The sequence below is a fragment of the Brevibacterium sp. FME37 genome, assembly GCF_014897485.1.
Lineage (GTDB): Bacteria > Actinomycetota > Actinomycetes > Actinomycetales > Brevibacteriaceae > Brevibacterium.
The window spans coordinates 34,535-51,374 of the sequence record NZ_JABUYE010000020.1 but is presented as its reverse complement, the minus strand read 5'-3'; the positions used below and the strand labels follow the sequence as shown (position 1 = coordinate 51,374).

The following is a 16,840-nucleotide window of genomic DNA, read 5'->3' as shown; positions in this document are numbered from 1 at the left end:
TTAAGCACGCAGCCAGCGTTCGTCCTGAGCCAGGATCAAACTCTCCATAAAAAAATTATGTTACGAATGAATCCCAGCAAGACAGCCAACCAACGATCACGGGGTGACCGAGGCTGACCAATTAATCATGTCCACACATGCTGGCGTGACCACCCGGCGAAGGGTGACCACAAATGTGTGAACATGTGATTGTCTTACCAGAAAAATAATGTTTCTGGCATCACTATTTGTTCAAACAAACACGCTATTGGATTCTCAAACCACAAACACTCACCCATCACCACAGACCCAATTATTGGGGCGTGTTCACTGGGGGTGTCAGTTTCAATTGTTGGCTGCCACCAACATTTTCCGTGTGGACCAGACAAACTGTGTTTGTGCTGGTCACACCCGGTGAAAACTGTTCTCGAAGAGTTCGTTTTCTGCGGGGCAACGAGATACAACTCTAGACCAGGCCAGTGGCTGCGTGCAACTCGAAACCGGACCTTTGGCTGTGACACCCGTCACTGGAGCCTCATCGGGCCTCTTGTTCCCCGAATTCTAGGGTTCAGTCCCTACATGCGGGTCTTTGTTGCGTGGCGCCGGGCTCAGGCTCCGCGGTACCCGGGCATGAGGGAGTCGCTGTCGACGATCTCTTTGCCCAGGGGCATCAGCGAGACGGGGATGAGTTTGATGTTGGCCCATCCCAGTGGGATCCCGATGATGGAGACGAACAGCGGGATCGAGGTGACCACGTGTCCGATGGCCAGCCAGATGCCGGCGACGATGACCCAGATGATGTTGCCGAGAGTTGTCGCAATGCCTGCCGGCCTGGTCTCGATCACTTCGCGGCCGAAGGGCCAGAGGGCGTAGTTGCCGATCCGGAAGGAGGCGATGCCCCAGGGGATGGTGACGATGAGGATGCAGCAGATGATGCCGGCCAGGTAGTAGCCGAGCGCCAGCCACAGTCCGCTGAAGATAAACCAGATGATGTTGAGCAGTGTTCTCATGTTCTCCTCGTTTCGACGTAGTACTGATACCAGTCTCGGTCACAGCTCCGGTCAACGCTATGAGGCTGTCCAGAGATCTGACGTCGGTGACCACCGAATACAAGCGAAAGCCTTGTCATCTCTCAAAACAAGTCTTTCGCTTGTCCAATGAGACTCGTGGTCGGCACCGGTTCGGGTCTCTGTGCCCGGATACGACGACACCGTGCCCTCGAATTGATCAAGGGCACGGTGTCGTCGGCAGTCATGGAGCTCAGCTGATGATGTCAACTGCCCCCAGGGTCTTCTTTCCACGACGCAGGAGGATCACTCCTCCGCCTTCGGTAGGGAGCACCTCGGTGGGGGTCAGGGTCTGGTCGTCACCGGTGACCTTGACGTTGTTGACGTAGGCACCGCCGTCCTTGATGGCTCGACGTGCCTCGCCCTTGGACTTGACGATGCCGGCGGTCACGAACGCGTCGGCCACGGGTACACCCTCGGCCAACTGGGCCGAGCTGACATCGCCGCGAGGAAGTTCGGATGTCGCAGCCCCCAGGGTGGAGGCATCGAGACTGGCCAGCTCTCCCCCACCGAACAGGGCAGAAGCCGCAGCGATCGCCTGCTCGTATTTCTCCTTGCCGTGGACCAGAGTCGTCACATCCTCGGCCAGCACCTTTTGGGCCAGGCGAGTGTGTGGAGCCGCGGTGAACTCGGCCTCGATCTGCTCAATTTCCTCGAGCGAACGGAAGGAGAACACCTTGAGGTACTTCACGACATCGCGGTCATCGGCGTTGAGCCAGAACTGGCTGAACGCGTATGGGCTGGTCAGGCTCTCGTCCAACCACACGGTGCCGGACTCGGTCTTGCCGAACTTGGTGCCGTCGGCCTTGGTGATCAGCGGTGTGGCCAGGGCATGGACACTGTGCTGTTCGACGCGGCGGATGAGGTCGACACCCGAGGTCAGGTTGCCCCACTGGTCGGAACCACCGGTCTGCAGGGAGCAGCCGTAGCGGCGGTGGAGTTCGAGGTAGTCGTTGCCCTGCAGCACCTGGTACGAGAACTCCGTGAAGGAGATTCCTGCTTCGCTGTTGAGGCGAGCCGAGACCGATTCCTTGGCCAGCATTCGGTTCATCGGGAAGTGCTTGCCGATGTCGCGGAGAAAATCGATGGCCGACATCTCGGATGTCCACTCGTAGTTGTTGACGACCTGCGCGGCATTCGGACCGCTGAAGTCGAGGAACTTCTCGACCTGTGCCCGGATCTTTTCCAACCATTCCTCGACGACCTCGCGCGGGTTGAGCGTGCGCTCTCCCGACATACGGGGGTCACCGATGAGCCCGGTTGCTCCGCCGACGAGGGCCAGGGGGTTGTGTCCTGCCTTCTGCAGACGCGCGGCAGTGATGAGCTGGACCAGGTTGCCCATGTGCAGGCTGGGTGCGGTGGGATCGAAACCGACATAATAGGTCAGCGATTCCTCATTGAGAGCCTTCTGCAGGGCGGCTTCGTCGGTCGAAACCGAGACGAGGCCACGGGCCTTGAGTTCACTGAAGATGTCGGTCACTTCGGTCCTTTCGAAACTGTTTGGGTTGCCAGTTCTATACCAGCACCTCACATTCTACTTCGCCAAAGAGGTGTTCCAACTCGTGGAGAATTCCACTGGGCACACCTGGGCAAGACCGGTAGACGACCGTCACATGGCGAGAGTGCGCTGTCAGTGGCCACAGAATTCGGCAGAATAGGACCATGTCAGATCGACGAACGACAGAAGAGCGGCTGCGCATTCTCAGGTTTTGGTGGCTGCTCGAACTTTTCAGCCCACAAAAGGTGCCGAATCCCGCTGCAAACACCTCGAGATCCCCGGATGAACGAGTAATCAGCTGGAAACCCAACGATCCTTTGCCATGGGAGACGCTCGAGCCCGCAACTCCACATGACCAAGGCGAGAAAGTCTGGTCACACACTGTCTATCTAGGTGTCTATTCCGTTTCCGACATCTACGATTCACTCCACAATGTCTTTCACGACGATGCCGATTCCTACGAAGAGCGCAGTTCGGGCCTCAGCGCCTGTGCCGGACTAGTCGTCGACCACCGCGGTCAACTCGTTGCCGAATCTCAGCTGCTATCGTCCGCGCTATGGGCGACTGGACGAGCGGAGAAGTTTGGAACACGAAACCCTCGATGGGCCGAGGGATTCGATCATGTGCGCGACTCCTTTACCGAAACTGTCGAAAAGCTCGAAGCACAACGCATAGAAACTATCCGGAAGGCTAGGGAACTACGCTCTTCGCGGCGCTCAACCGCAGAGGAGCCGAATGATGAGGCCTCGGCGAACAACACCGGAACGAATCAAGAGACTCCACCGCCTCCTATAGACGGAATATTTCTCAAAAAGCTATTGGAAACGGCCCATCACCGTTCGGGCGTCAAGGGACACCAACAACTGGCAACAGACTCAATCGTTATCAAGAGTTCGAAGATCTCATCCAAACGAGCAAATGAATCCCCCGAATCAGACTTTCTCAACAGCTTCTTCCTCGACGACTTGGCCAGAGTTCGCGACCAAGTCGCTCAAGGCGAAATGGGTGATTCGCTTGCCGAGTACCTCACTCCGGACAGTGCACTATTGCCGATGCGCAATCGCATCGACGTCGGAGAGTCGAAATCTCTTGTGAACGCGGAAGCTTCGATTGGCCACCTGCCCAAAGCACGTTGGCCGTCTGATCCTCAACACCATCTGGCATTGAGCCAACAATTCGCTGTCAACCGCGCACTTGGCTCCTTTGCCTCTTCCAGAGGGATCATGGGCGTCAACGGTCCCCCGGGTACCGGCAAAACCACAATGCTACGAGATGTTCTCGCCGGCAACGTCGTCGAGCGCGCCCGCCGCCTTGCGGCACTGACCAGGGCCGCAGACGCCTTCACCGGTAAAGTCCACAAGTGGAACTCCAGCGGGACGTATGATGCTAAAGTTCCCCAGCTCAGGCCAGAGCTGACCGGTTTCGAGATGATCGTGGCCTCGGCTAACAATGCCGCCGTCGAGAACATTTCAATGGAGATCCCCGGAGCAGAAGCCATCTGCGACCAGTGGCGAGAAGAAGCCGACTACTTTCGCGACGTCGCGACATTCGTTCGGCGCGGGAACTCGAAAAGGAAGCCGACCGAGGACGGCAATGCTGCCGAAGCGTGGGGAACAATCGCTGCTCGACTGGGCAAGAAAAGTAATCGCAAAGAGTTCCGGAGCACCTACTGGTTCAGAGAAACGGATCCCGTCACAAAGAAGCCGATAGAAGGCGGGTCCCCCGGCATGCAAGCAACCCTCCGCAGCTGGCTCGCTCAGAAGGCCGAACGTCCGACGTGGGACGAGGCACGAAACAGCTTCATCCAAGCTGAGAATAAAGTCGACCAATTGATCGACGAACGGTCGGCTGCCAAGGAACGAAAGGATCGGCTCGACGATGTCCGTGACCGTGCCAAGGAGACTCAGTCGCGGCTCGAGGTACTGGACGGGCAAATAGGTCTGGTCCAAGAAGACTTCGAACACTGCCTCGCTGAAGAACGAGCTGCCGGCAAACGACGAGACAACGTGTGCGTCGAATACGACCGTCACGTCCAAGCTAAACCAGGCCTTTGGGAAACGATGTCCACCTTCGGCCGTGTGCTAAAACCGTGGCGCACTCAAATGAATGAACAGATGCAACGTCTCGGAGTTGCCGAAGCCGAACTTCGGCAGAAGACTGAGGCGAAAGAAAGCTGTCAGCTCGCGTTCCACGAGAAGGCTGAAGAGCGATCCCATGCAGAAAGTGACTGCAGAGGGGCACAAGATGCTCTCAATGCGCTCTCGACTAAATGCAAGTACGATGCGGATAAGTTCGGCAGTGCCTATCCTGGTGACAAGTGGACAGGCGATAACCGAGAACTGTGTGCTCCCTGGCTGGACGAAGAGATCGACCGGGCTCGATCGGAGCTGTTCTTCGCCGCACTGAAGCTACATCAGGACTTTTTCGTCGCCGCTGGTGGACAATTCCTTGATGGCCTCCGGTCTGCCGTCGATGTAGTCGGGGCCGAGCATCCACCCAAACTCGAGGCAGAAAAGCTGCTGGCTGCGTGGCAGCTATTCTTCCTGGCAGTCCCATTGGTCTCAACATCGTTCGCATCGGCGGGACGCATGCTCGGTAACCTTGGAACCTCCTCGATCGGTTGGTTGTTCATCGACGAAGCGGGACAAGCACCACCCCAATACGCCGTCGGCTCGATCTGGAGAGCTCAGAGGGTCCTCGCCGTTGGCGACCCGCTTCAGCTCCAGCCTGTCGTCACCATCCCGAGCAAGGCTAAGAGGGACATTGCGTCGACGTTGGGGGTCTCGACTGATTGGCACCCACCAGAAGCTTCTGTTCAGACTCTCGCAGACAGGGTCTCTTCATTTGGGACAGTGCTTACCCAGGACGGTCACGATGTGTGGGTCAGTGCTCCCCTTCGTGTCCATCGTCGTTGCGACAATCCGATGTTCACGATCTGCAACGATCTCGCATACAACGGAATCATGGTCAATGGCATCAATCGATCGCCGGACGATGCCGATTTGTTTGGCAGTTTCACCGATCATCAGATCTATCCGAGCTTCTGGGCGGACACACCAGCAACTCAGTCCGGCACACATTTACAGACCAACCAGATCGAACGGCTGAGGCGTGCCATAGATCATTTGGGTGAGAATGGCGTTGATCCATCGGACATCATTGCCATTTCCCCTTTCCGTCCAGTCGCCGACCATCTGAGGTCCCTAAAGTCTCAGTATCCGGGTCTCACTGCAGGAACAATCCACACAGCCCAGGGCAAGGAGGCTCCGGTCGTCTTCTTTGTTCTCGGCGGCGACCCGAGCAAGCCGGGAGCGAAATCCTGGGCAGCGTCATCGGTCAACCTTGTCAATGTCGCCGTCAGTCGTGCCCAGCGTCGAATCTACGTCATTGGCGACAAAGAGGCGTGGTCGAAGCACGACTACTTCAGACAGCTTTCCCACAACCTTGACGACCACCTTGACAGGTGGAAAGCGTCCAGATCAGTCAGCTGAATGAAAGCCTGTAAGCCGTTCTTTCAATTCAGTCGGCGAGTGGTCGGATAACTGCAGTTCGGATCGCCTCAGATGCCGATCTCTCGCACAAGTTCTTCGTGGGCAATCCACTTCTCCTCTTGTCGCGCTTTCTGCGCATCAAGTGTGTCGCTCTGTTCTTCCAACGCCTGCAGAGCACGGTCATAGAACTCCGGAGACACAACGACAGCACAACGGCCCGCCCCACGCGACGTGATCTCGACGGGCTCTCGCTGTGCAGCGGCAATGTAGTTACTCTGCTGATTGCGGAATTGCGACAGTGTCACTGAAACCATGGCCATTATCGTACAACTTGTACAAGTCGCACGCTAGGTTCACAGTTTCAGAGATGCCAACGTTGCACCGTACCCGGCCGGTGCTTCAAACGCTCCGAGCCGAATCGGCGAACTCGCGCAGTTTCGCAACTTCGGCCTTCGCATTGGCCAGCTGCTGATCCACGGCGCTGCGGGCGGTGCCGCCCTTGGAGCTACGGGAGTCAATCGACCCGAGCGTGGTGAGCACCTCACGGACGTCAGGTGTCAGGTGCTCGGAGATGCCGGCGAACTCTTCGTCCGTGAGATCCCACAGCTCGGCGTCCTTCGACTCGGCAAGCTGCACGCATTCTCCGGAGAGTTCGTGGGCGATGCGGAAGGGAACGCCCTTGCGGACGAGCCATTCGGCGATGTCCGTGGCCAGCGCGAATCCGCGGGGTGCCAGGTAGGCCATGCGTTCGGTGTTGAACTTCAGCGTGGCGACCATCCCGGTGAACGCCGGGAGCAGGAGTTCGAGGGTGTCTGTGGCGTCGAAGACCGGTTCCTTGTCTTCTTGCAGGTCACGGTTGTAGGCCAGGGGCAGGGCCTTGAGCGTTGAGAGCAGACCGGTGAGGTCACCGATCAGGCGACCGGACTTGCCGCGAGTCAGCTCGGCGACGTCGGGGTTCTTCTTCTGCGGCATGATCGAGGACCCGGTCGAGTACGCATCGTGGAGGGTGACGAAGGAGAATTCCTTGGTCGCCCAGGCGATGACTTCCTCGCTGAGACGGGAGAGGTTGATGCCGATCATCGTGGTGATGAACAGGTATTCGGCGAAGACGTCGCGACCTGCGGTGCCGTCGATCGAGTTCTCTGCGGAGTCGTTGAAGCCCAGATCTGCGGCCACGGCCTGCGGGTCGAGGCCCAAGGATGATCCGGCCAGGGCGCCCGAACCGTAGGCGGAGATGCCGGCGCGCTCATCGAAGTCGACGAACCGGGCGACGTCACGCAGCAAGGGCCATGCGTGGGCCAGGAGGTGGTGGGCCAGGAGCACAGGCTGTGCGTGCTGCAGGTGGGTGCGACCGGGCATCGGCGCTTCGGGGTGCTCTTCAGCCTGGGCGATGAGGACGTCGACGGCGTCGAGGACCAGGCTGGCCAGGTCACGAGCGTGATCGCGCAGGTACATGCGTCCCAGGGTCGCGATCTGGTCGTTGCGGGACCGGCCGGCACGCAGTTTTCCGCCAAGGTCAGCTCCGGCGATCTCGATGAGTCCGCGCTCGAGTGAGGAGTGGACGTCTTCATCCGATTCTGCGGCAACGTATTCGCCGGTTTCGACGCGGCGGCCGAGTTCGTCAAGCGCCTCGGTCATGCCCTGCAGCTCATCATCGTCCAGCAGACCCGAGCGGTGCAGCACCTTTGCGTGGGCCTTCGAACCGGCGATGTCGTAGTGGGCCAGGCGCCAGTCGAAGTCCGTGGATTTGCTCAGCGCGGCCAGTGCATCGGCCGGGCCGTCCGAGAATCGTCCGCCCCATAGGCTCAGTCGTTCGCTCACAAAAGGTCCTTCCCCACCGTCCGCGCTTCCACGCTGCCGGCTTGAATCCATCGGTTCGGTGTTCCAGTTCCCGGTCGGCCGGGTCTGCGTGTATCGGGTGTGTCAGTTCTCGGCGGCGTTTCCGTCCGCATATTCGAGGAATGTCTCGGCCAGTGCCTGTCCCCCGACGGAGGACATGGCGATGACGAGAACAGTATCGTCTCCTGCGATTGTGCCAAAGATTCCGACCATCGAGGAGCGGTCGATCGCAGAAGCCAGGTACTGCGCAGCTCCAGGCGGGGTGCGCAGGACGACAGTGTTGTCCTGTGCCGCCGCGGAGACGAGGAGTTCTTCGAGCAGCCTCGGCAGTTTCGCGTCGAGACTGTCGCCGGTGGACTGCTGCAGGCTCCGATCCCCTCCCTCACCGGGGACGGCGTAGACGGATCCGGCGGTGGATCGGATCTTCACGGCACCCACCTCGGCGAGGTCGCGTGAGAGTGTCGCCTGGGTGACGGTGATGCCCATCGTTGCCAGGTTCTCGGCCAGGTCGATCTGGGAATGCACGGATTTGCGGGTGATGAGATCGATGATCTTCTGCTGCCGCGCGGTCTTCGTCAGCGGCGCCGAGTTCGTCGGTGATGTGGCGTTCTCGCTCATCGCTTCTCCAGCAGGAATGTCATAAGCGCCTTCTGCGCGTGGAGGCGGTTCTCGGCTTCATCGAAGACCACCGAGGCGGGACCGTCGATGACCTCGGCCGTGACCTCTTTGCCCCGGTAGGCCGGCAGGCAGTGGAGGAAGATCGGGTCGTTGCCGAGGTTCATCAGCTCTTGTGAGACTTGGTACTTCACGAAGGGTGAGGCTTCGTCATCGCGCCCGGTCGAATCCTGGCCCATGGACACCCAGGTGTCGGTGACAAGGACATCGGCTCCCTGGGCGGCAGCTTTCGCGTCGTCGGTGACCATGACGGAGCCGCCGGTGGCCTGGGCGAGTTCGTTGGCCTCGGCGATGATGGCCTCGGCCGGCTGGTAGTCGGCGGGGGCGGCGATGCGCACGTGCATGCCCGCGTTGACTCCGCCGAGGACGTAGGAGTTGGCCATGTTGTTGGCCCCATCGCCGTAGTAGGTCATGGTCTGACCGGCGACGTCACCGCGGTGTTCGCGGATCGTGAGCAGGTCGGCCAGGATCTGGCAGGGATGGTAGTCATCGGAGAGTGAGTTGATGACCGGGACGGATGAGTTCTGGGCCATCTCTTCCAGGCCTGCTTGGGCGTAGGTGCGCCAGACGATGGCCGAGACCATGCGCGACATGACCTGGGCGGTGTCGGCGATGGATTCCTTGTGTCCCAGCTGCGCCTCACCGGGGTTGATGATGAGCGGCTGCCCGCCGAGAGCGGCGATGCCGGCGGCGAAGGACACCCGGGTCCGGGTCGAGGTCTTGTCAAAGATGACTGCCGCGGTCTGCGGTCCGGCCAGCGGGGTGCGCGAGTACGGGGCTGCTTTGAGCTCAACTGCGAGGTCGAGGACTTGTGCTTGTTCGGCCGGGGTGAGGTCGGTGTCCTTGAGGAAATGCCGTGTCATTGTGTGTCCTTTGTCAGTCTGTGTGGGGCAAACGGGCGGTGAAGGTCGATAGCCCGGTCGCCGAGGTGGCCGCTAGGTGGGCGGCGAACGTGTTCAGCCGTGCAGCAGTCCGGGCAGTGCGGTCAGGAACGGTGCGAGATCGTCTTTCGTGATGATCAGCGGTGGTGCCAGGCGCAGGCGTCCGGGTGCGACGGGGTTGATGATGAAACCTGCCTCGAGAGCGCGGGCGGCGATCGCCTTGGCATCGAGGCCCTCGGCCAGTTCGAGGCCCAGGAGAAGACCGGTGCCGGTGACCTTCTCGATGCCGTCGATGGTCAGCAGCTGTTCGCGCAGCCAGGCCCCAGTCTCCCGGGTGTGGGCGAGCAGATTGTCGGTCTCGATGGTCTCGAGCACGGCCAGTCCCGCCGCGCAGGCGATCGGGTTCCCGCCGAAGGTGGTCCCGTGCTGTCCGGCTTCAAGGAGTTTGGTGTTGGCATCGCCCACGGTGATGGTGGCCCCGATCGGCATGCCTCCGCCCAGCCCCTTCGCCGAGGTGATGATGTCGGGGACGACGCCTTCGCCGATCTCCGGGTCCTGGTGGGCGAACCACGAACCGGTCCGCGCCACACCGGACTGGACCTCGTCGAGGACGAGGAGGGCCCCGGCCTCGCGGGTGAGTTCACGGACCTTGGTGAGGTAGCCGGCCGGGTGCTGCCGGACTCCGACCTCGCCCTGGATGGGTTCGATGAAGACGGCGGCAGTGGTGTCGTTGATGGCTGCGGCGAGCGCGTCGACGTCTCCGTAGGGAATGTGGACGACGCCGGGGACTCCGGGTGCGAAGGGTTCGCGGTAGGCGGCCTTGGCTGTCAGTGCGAGCGCGCCCATGGTCCTGCCATGGAAGGCGCCCTCGATGGCGATGATGATCGGGCGTGATCCACCCCCAGCACGGCGGGCCATCTTGAAGGCTGCCTCATTGGCTTCGGTGCCGGAGTTCGAGAAGAACACGGCCGAACCGCTGGGCAGGTCGAGGACCTCGTGAAGTTTCTCAGCCAGTGCGATCTGCGGCGGTGAGGTGAAGAAGTTCGAAATGTGGCCCAGGGTCGACGCCTGCTCGGTGATGGCCTTGACCCACGCGGGGTGGCAGTGGCCGAGTGCATTGACGGCGATGCCGGCGAGAAGGTCGAGGTATTCCTTGCCCGAGGCGTCCCACGCGCGCACGCCCGCTCCGCGGACGAGGTCGAGCTGGGGTGAGCCGAAGACCGGTGAGAGGACGCGGGAGAAGTCATCGCGCCAGGTCTGGGCCTGGTCTGTCACAGCGTTTGTCTCATTCATCGTTCGTCTCCTCAGTGCTTGTCTCGTGTCCCTCGCCTTTGTGTCCGTCACCCAGTGGTGCGGGTTCGACGACGGTGTCTTCGACCATGGTGCCGATGCCCTCCGAGGTGAAGACCTCGAGCAGCAGGGAGTGCGCCATCCGGCCGTCGATGATGTGGGCCTGTTGGACCCCGTGCTCGATGGCCTCGAGGGCTGCGGTCATCTTTGGGATCATTCCCGCGTCGAGGCTGGGCAGCAGTTCGCGCAGCTTCTTCGGGCCGATGCGTGAGATCAGGCTCGAGGTGTCGGGCCAGTTGGCGTAGAGGCCGGGCACATCGGTGAGCATGATCAGTTTGTCGGCACGCAAGGCTTTCGCCACGGCGGAGGCGGCGAGGTCGGCGTTGATGTTCAGGGGCTTACCGGCCTCACCGTCGATCTCCGAGGCGATCGAGCAGATGACGGGCACCCGCCCGGCGTCGAGGAGCTCGGTGAGCACGGTGGTGTTGACCTCGGCGATCTCGCCCACTCGGCCGAGGTCGATGACTTCGCCGTCTACCTCGGCGTGGGTTTTGTGCGCCAGCAGAAGGTCAGCGTCTTCACCGGAGAGCCCGATGGCGGCGTTGCCGTTCTGGTTGATGCGGGAGACGATGTCGCGGTTGACCTGGCCGGAGAGCACCATGCGGATGACTTCGGCGGCCTCTTCGCTGGTCACGCGCTGGCCGGCCTTGAACTCGCTTTCAATACCCAAGCGAGTCAGCATGGCTGAGATCTGGGGTCCGCCGCCGTGGACGACGACGGGTCGGATGCCGGCAAAGCGCAGGAACGCGATGTCATCGGCGAAGGACTGCTGGAGCTCCGGGGAGATCATCGCATTGCCGCCGTATTTGATGACGATCGTGGCACCGGCGAAGGTCTTGATCCACGGCAGCGCCTCGGTCAGGGCTTCGGCCTTGACCTGGGCGGCGGCGAGCCGGGCGGCCGTGGACTTCGTGGACATGTCGTGTGGGTTGCTCATGTGGAGTAGGCGCTGTTCTCTTCGACGTAATCGTGGGTGAGGTCCGAGGTCCAGACCGTGGCAGTGTGAACTCCTGCGTGGAGGTCGATGACGACGTCGACGTTGCGGTCGAATTCGACCTTCTCCGGGTCCTCATAGGGACCAGAGGCCCGGCACACCTCGGTGCCGTTGATGATCACGTCGATGGCGGTGGGGTCGAAGGTCGCCGAGGTGGTTCCGACCTGGGCGACGACGCGTCCCCAGTTCGGGTCCTGGCCGAAGATCGCTGCCTTGAACAGGGCCGAGCGTGACACTGAGCGGGAGACCTCGACAGCCTCGGCCTCACTTGCCGCACCCTGGGTAGTGATGGCGATGTCGTGATGGGCGCCCTCGGCATCGACGTGGAGCTGGTGCATGAGGTCGAGGCAGACCTCGCCGAGGAGGCGCGTGAACTCCTCCGTGTCGACTTCGGCGTCGTGGGCGCCGGAGGACATGAGGATGACAGTGTCGTTCGTCGACATGCACCCGTCGGTGTCGAGGCGGTCGAAGCTCTGACTCGTCGAGGCCCGCAGCGCCTGGTCGAGCACCGTCTGGTCGACCTTCGCGTCAGTGGTGATGACGACGAGCATTGTCGCCAGGCCAGGGGCGAGCATGCCCGCGCCCTTGGCCATGCCGCCGATCGTGTACCCGCTGCTGCCTTCGCGGGTGGCGGTCTTGGCCACGGTGTCGGTGGTCATGATCGCCTCGGCGGCGTGCTCGCCTCCGGTCACGGTGTCCTCGGCGGCGGCCACCAATGGTGGGAGGTGGTCGATGATGGTGTCGCGGAAATCCTGGCCGCCGACGCCGATGAGTCCGGTCGAGCAGACGAGAATGTCTTCGGCCGCTGTTGCGGTGCCGGCCTCGGTGAGGAGTTCGGCGGTGGTCTGGGCCGTCAGCGTCGTCGTCTCATACCCGAAGTCACCGGTGTAGCAGTTCGCTCCCCCTGAGTTGAGGACAACGGCGCGAGCTTGCCCGTTCGCGGAGACCTTCTGGGACCACAGGACGGGGTTGGCCTTGCAGCGGTTCGAGGTGTAGACGGCGGCGACGGCATTGTCGGGGCCGGTGTTGATGACGAGCGAGAGGTCTTTGGTCCCGCTGGGTTTGAGTCCGGCGGTGAGGCCGGCGGCGCTGAAGCCGAGTGGTGCGGTCACGCTCATGGTGCGACTCCTTCAAGGGAAAGTGCGGTGGTCTCGTCAAGGCCGAGGGCAAGGTGGATCGACTGCAGGGCCTGGCCGGCGGTGCCGCGGACCAGGTTGTCCAGGGCCACGACGACGAGGATCTTGCCTGCCCGTTCGTCGACGGTGAACTGGACGTGTGCGAGGTTCGATCCAGTCGTCGAGGAGGTGCGCGGCCATTGGCCCTCGGGCAGGACTCGGACGAAGGGCTCGTCGGCGTAGGCCTGTGCGAATGCTTGGGCCAGCTGGTCCTTGAGTGCCGCGGCGTCGAGGTGGCCCTCGGCGGTTTTCGGTGCGGACTCCCCCGGCTCGGCGGTGATGGTGGCCAGTATCCCCCGGGCTATGGGCACGAGTGTCGGGGTGAAGGAGATCCGGGTCGGGCCTTCTGCGGCGTCGGCGCTGAGGACGCCGTTGAGGTTCTGTTCGATCTCGGGCACATGCCGGTGGGTGCCGCCCGTGCCATACGGGGAGGCATCTCCGAGGACCTCGGCGGCAGTGAGGTGCGGCTTGAGCGCCTTGCCGGCTCCGGAGACGCCATTGGCCAGGACCGCGTTCAGTCCAGCAGGTGCGGCGAGGCCGGCCTGGATGAGTGGCGCGAGCCCGAGGGTCACGGCGGTGACGTTGCAGCCGGGGACGGCGATACGTTTGGTGTTCTTGAGAGCCTCGCGCTGCTTCGTGTCGTCGGCGGTGAGGAGTTCGGGCAGGCCGTAGGTCCAGGTGCCCTGGTGCTCTGATCCGTAGAAATTCTCCCAGGCCGCTGCGCTGATGAGGCGGTGGTCGGCGGCGAGGTCGACGATGAGCGTCTCGGGGCTCGACTTCTCGAGTTCGGCGGCGATGGCACCGGATTGACCGTGCGGGAGCGCGAGGATGACAACATCGTGGCCAGCGAGCACCTCGGCGGTGGACTCCTTGACCACGAAATCGGAATATCGGGCAAGATGGGGTTGATGTCGGCCGAGCGTCTCGCCCACGGAGGAATGTCCGCACACCGTGGTGACGTTGAGATGAGGGTGAGTGCTCAACAGCCGGAGGACCTCTCCCCCGGCGTATCCGGTAGCACCGGAGACGGCAACCGTAAGATCATTCATATGTATAACTATACCAGCACATTAAATTATATGCAGGAGGCGTGATGACCCAGGCTATTCAGGCGATGCGAGCAGGTGGACCCGAGGTTCTCGAGTTCAATGAGGTCGACACCCCTCGGCCCGGTTCTGGTGAGGTCCTCGTCAACGTCGAGGCCGCGGGTGTGAACTTCATCGACACCTACCGTCGTTCGGGCACGTATCCCATGAGCTACCCGCACATCGTCGGCTCCGAGGGCACCGGTCACATCGCCGAGGTGGGCGGAGGTGTGGCGAGCTGGTCAGTCGGCGACCGTGTCGCCTGGCACGAGGGCCCGGGATCGTATGCGACTCAGGTCGTCGTTAAGACCGACAACCTGTTGCGCGTACCGGAGGGCGTGAGCACCGAGGTCGCTGCCGCAATGCCGCTGCAGGGCCTGACCGCTCAGTACCTGGCCACGAGCTCTCACGAGATCAAGCCCGGCCACACCGCACTCGTCCACGCCGGTGCTGGCGGTGTCGGGCTGCTGCTCACCCAGATCATCAAGCACCTGGGCGGCAATGTCATCTCGACCGTGAGCACCGAGGAGAAGGCGGAACTTGCCCGCAAGGCCGGCGCCGATGACGTGTTCCTCTACGGTGAGGGCGTCGACATCACGGCGAAGGTCAAGGAACTCACCGACGGTGAGGGCGTCGATGTCGCCTATGACGGTGTCGGGAAAGACACCTTCGATGCGTCGTTGGCCTCGATCAAGCCGCTGGGGTCGATGGTGCTCTTCGGCGGGGCCTCGGGTCAGGTGCCGCCATTCGACATTCAGCGCCTGAACTCCTCGGGAGGAATCTTCCTGTCCCGCCCGTCGCTGGCATGGTTCGTGCGAAGCTCGGAGGAGCTCGCGAAGCGTTCGGCAATGCTCTTCAACGGCATCGAACACGGCTGGCTCAACTTCCGAGTCGGTGCGACGTTCGCCCTGTCCGATGCCGCGGATGCGCATCGTGCGCTTGAGGGGCGTGAGACGACTGGCAAGGTTGTGCTGACTGTGTGATTCGTAGCGTCGCGAACCGCGAAACTGCCTAGCCCAGGCTTCAAATGGCCTCCAGTGGCAAAGGAGGATGTCCACAAGACAGACGCGGCAACCAAATGGCGAGAGCATCTCGCAATCCGCCAGATGAACGCATGACATGGCAACTACGTAAACCTTGCGTCCAAGACTCCACCACGAAAACAGCATCGAGTCACACACTTTCGAACTACAATCGCCTAATCTAGATGTCATGAGCGAAATATCACCTGCCCCGCAGTCAAACCAGAATCACTCTGCCGCGAATAACCTCCCTGGGGACTTGTCGAGATTCGAACATGTAATTCGCGAACAACTGACCAACGTAGGCTTACCCGCAGGACAGGTGTTCGTGGGAGTGAGTGAACGTCATGACGTGCTAAGAAACATCTCTTCCGTGCTTGAGCCCATGTCTGATGACATCCGTGGGCGTTCCCATTATATTTCAAAAATGATTGCAGCCGCCACCGTCGGACTCTTTGATGCAGCGTTGAACTACCTTTGGGATGAGCTTGTGAGTGAGCTACGGAAACGCGTCGCAGGATTCGACCTAAAGTACTTTTTTGATATCGCAGTCAAGAATACCGATCTACGAAATAAACTTCGCTCAGAAGACGATCTCGACAAGATAGATGATTCCAACTTGCTGCGCGCATCAAAAACAATTGGACTTCTCAACGACGTGGCATATCAAAGATTAGATCATATACGGTACATGAGAAATCATGCAAGCGCGGCTCACCCAAATCAAGTTTCGCTCACTGGCTTAGATTTGGCCAACTGGCTACAACATTGCATACGCGAACTGATTATTACTCCACCCGACATAGTCACAGCAGAAACCGGGCGACTTCTGATCAACATAAGGTCTGAGCGCCTCAACGATGACTCAATCCGCGCAGCGGCAAACTTCTTTGATCGCTTACCACCCAGCCGCGCCGATACACTCGCAAATGGGCTTTTCGGTTTGTATGTTGATTCAAGCCGGCTTCCAGAAACCGGGGACAACATACGTCGCCTGTGGCCTCAACTGTGGCCTTTCGTCAGCGAAGACACCAGAACCAGCTACGGAATACGTCTCGCACACGCTCGAGCCAATGCAGAAACTACAGATTTTGCAGCTACAGCTCGAGAGCTAATCGACCTCGTCGACGGAACCGCCTACCTTACCGTCGACGATCGCACCTTCGAGATCGACGCAGCACTGGACGCACTCATTGCCGCCCACTCCGGAACCGATAATTTTTACAATGAAGCCGAGCCTGCCCGGCGGCTATTCAATCTTGTAGGAACTAAAGGCACCATTCCTCCTAAAGTCCAATCCAAATATGTGAAAACCCTTGTTGAAGTTTATCTCGGCAATGGTTACGGCGTATGCTGGGCTGCGGAACCCACCTACACTCGTCTCATGGAACGGCTTGATAGCAGTTTGGCAGGAAATGCATTAAGATCCTTTGAGAATTCAGAAATTTCCTCGCTCCTGCAGATGACAAAAGCCCAGGACCGGTGGAAAGTATTTCTCGATCTTATACAACCAAAGTTGACATCAAACACTGACAGGCAACTACTGGACGCGGTGAAGGAATTTCACGGCACACCCGATAAACTCCGAAAAGATTCGTCCATCGCCACGCTCGCCCAACGCGGTCGAGGCTAGCTAGACGCTCTCATTCATCTTAGATGTTAGGAACTTTCATCTTAGATGTTAGGAACTGCAGAAATTGATGCGGAATAGATTGGCCTCGCGTTACCAGGTAAAGCGGCTCATCGTAAACGAGAGTGTAGAACCGGCCTTAAACCACCGGGGT

The 16,840-nt window shown here is 60.6% G+C and carries 13 protein-coding genes; 3 read left to right on the top strand and 10 right to left on the bottom strand.

Annotation, left to right across the window (positions count from 1 at the left end; genetic code table 11):
* Nucleotides 1–587 precede the first annotated feature (587 nt).
* Both INT29_RS18120 and tyrS read right to left on the bottom strand, forming a co-directional pair.
* On the bottom strand, nt 588–989 hold the full coding sequence (locus tag INT29_RS18120) for a YccF domain-containing protein (protein WP_009885325.1): 402 nt from the start codon (nt 987–989) through the stop codon (nt 588–590).
* A 250-nt stretch (nt 990–1,239) separates the two neighbouring features.
* A complete protein-coding gene (tyrS, locus tag INT29_RS18115; RefSeq protein ID WP_069600350.1) occupies nt 1,240–2,526 on the bottom strand; it encodes a tyrosine--tRNA ligase in 1,287 nt (428 codons plus the stop codon).
* A gap of 182 nt (nt 2,527–2,708) precedes the next feature.
* On the opposite strand from tyrS, the gene INT29_RS18110 reads away from it, so the two are divergent.
* Entirely contained in the window at nt 2,709–6,035 is a 3,327-nt protein-coding gene (locus INT29_RS18110; protein WP_226842194.1) for a DEAD/DEAH box helicase, read from the top strand.
* Nucleotides 6,036–6,103: 68 nt separating this feature from the next.
* On the opposite strand, the gene INT29_RS18105 is transcribed toward INT29_RS18110, so the two are convergent.
* From INT29_RS18105 to argC, 8 genes are all read right to left on the bottom strand, one after another.
* The gene (locus INT29_RS18105; RefSeq protein ID WP_125178181.1) at nt 6,104–6,349 is read right to left on the bottom strand and encodes a type II toxin-antitoxin system prevent-host-death family antitoxin; all 246 of its coding nucleotides are present in this window, start codon (nt 6,347–6,349) and stop codon (nt 6,104–6,106) included.
* A gap of 85 nt (nt 6,350–6,434) precedes the next feature.
* Complete coding sequence (gene argH / locus INT29_RS18100) at nt 6,435–7,856, bottom strand: argininosuccinate lyase (RefSeq protein WP_193072756.1); 1,422 nt, start codon at nt 7,854–7,856, stop codon at nt 6,435–6,437.
* Between the two features lie 102 nt (nt 7,857–7,958).
* Nucleotides 7,959–8,492, bottom strand: a complete 534-nt coding sequence (locus INT29_RS18095; RefSeq protein WP_193072754.1) for an arginine repressor — start codon at nt 8,490–8,492, stop codon at nt 7,959–7,961.
* Nucleotides 8,489–9,412: an ornithine carbamoyltransferase gene (gene argF / locus INT29_RS18090; protein ID WP_101557001.1), complete on the bottom strand. Its 924-nt coding sequence runs from the start codon at nt 9,410–9,412 to the stop codon at nt 8,489–8,491. Before argF ends, INT29_RS18095 begins: the two co-directional genes overlap by 4 nt.
* Before the next feature lie 93 nt (nt 9,413–9,505).
* Nucleotides 9,506–10,723, bottom strand: coding sequence for an acetylornithine transaminase (locus tag INT29_RS18085; protein ID WP_193072752.1), 1,218 nt, complete (start codon nt 10,721–10,723; stop codon nt 9,506–9,508).
* Nucleotides 10,716–11,717, bottom strand: a complete 1,002-nt coding sequence (gene argB / locus INT29_RS18080; RefSeq protein ID WP_226842190.1) for an acetylglutamate kinase — start codon at nt 11,715–11,717, stop codon at nt 10,716–10,718. Before argB ends, INT29_RS18085 begins: the two co-directional genes overlap by 8 nt.
* Nucleotides 11,714–12,892: a bifunctional glutamate N-acetyltransferase/amino-acid acetyltransferase ArgJ gene (argJ, locus tag INT29_RS18075; RefSeq protein WP_193072750.1), complete on the bottom strand. Its 1,179-nt coding sequence runs from the start codon at nt 12,890–12,892 to the stop codon at nt 11,714–11,716. The genes argB and argJ overlap by 4 nt, the downstream gene beginning before the upstream one ends.
* Entirely contained in the window at nt 12,889–13,998 is a 1,110-nt protein-coding gene (gene argC / locus INT29_RS18070; RefSeq protein WP_193072748.1) for an N-acetyl-gamma-glutamyl-phosphate reductase, read from the bottom strand. The genes argJ and argC overlap by 4 nt, the downstream gene beginning before the upstream one ends.
* 44 nt (nt 13,999–14,042) lie before the next feature.
* Here argC and INT29_RS18065 point away from each other — a divergent pair, with 44 nt between their 5' ends.
* Nucleotides 14,043–15,017, top strand: coding sequence for a quinone oxidoreductase family protein (locus tag INT29_RS18065; protein WP_193072746.1), 975 nt, complete (start codon nt 14,043–14,045; stop codon nt 15,015–15,017).
* A 229-nt stretch (nt 15,018–15,246) separates the two neighbouring features.
* On the top strand, nt 15,247–16,689 hold the full coding sequence (locus INT29_RS18060; RefSeq protein WP_226842188.1) for a hypothetical protein: 1,443 nt from the start codon (nt 15,247–15,249) through the stop codon (nt 16,687–16,689).
* Nucleotides 16,690–16,840: the final 151 nt, after the last annotated feature.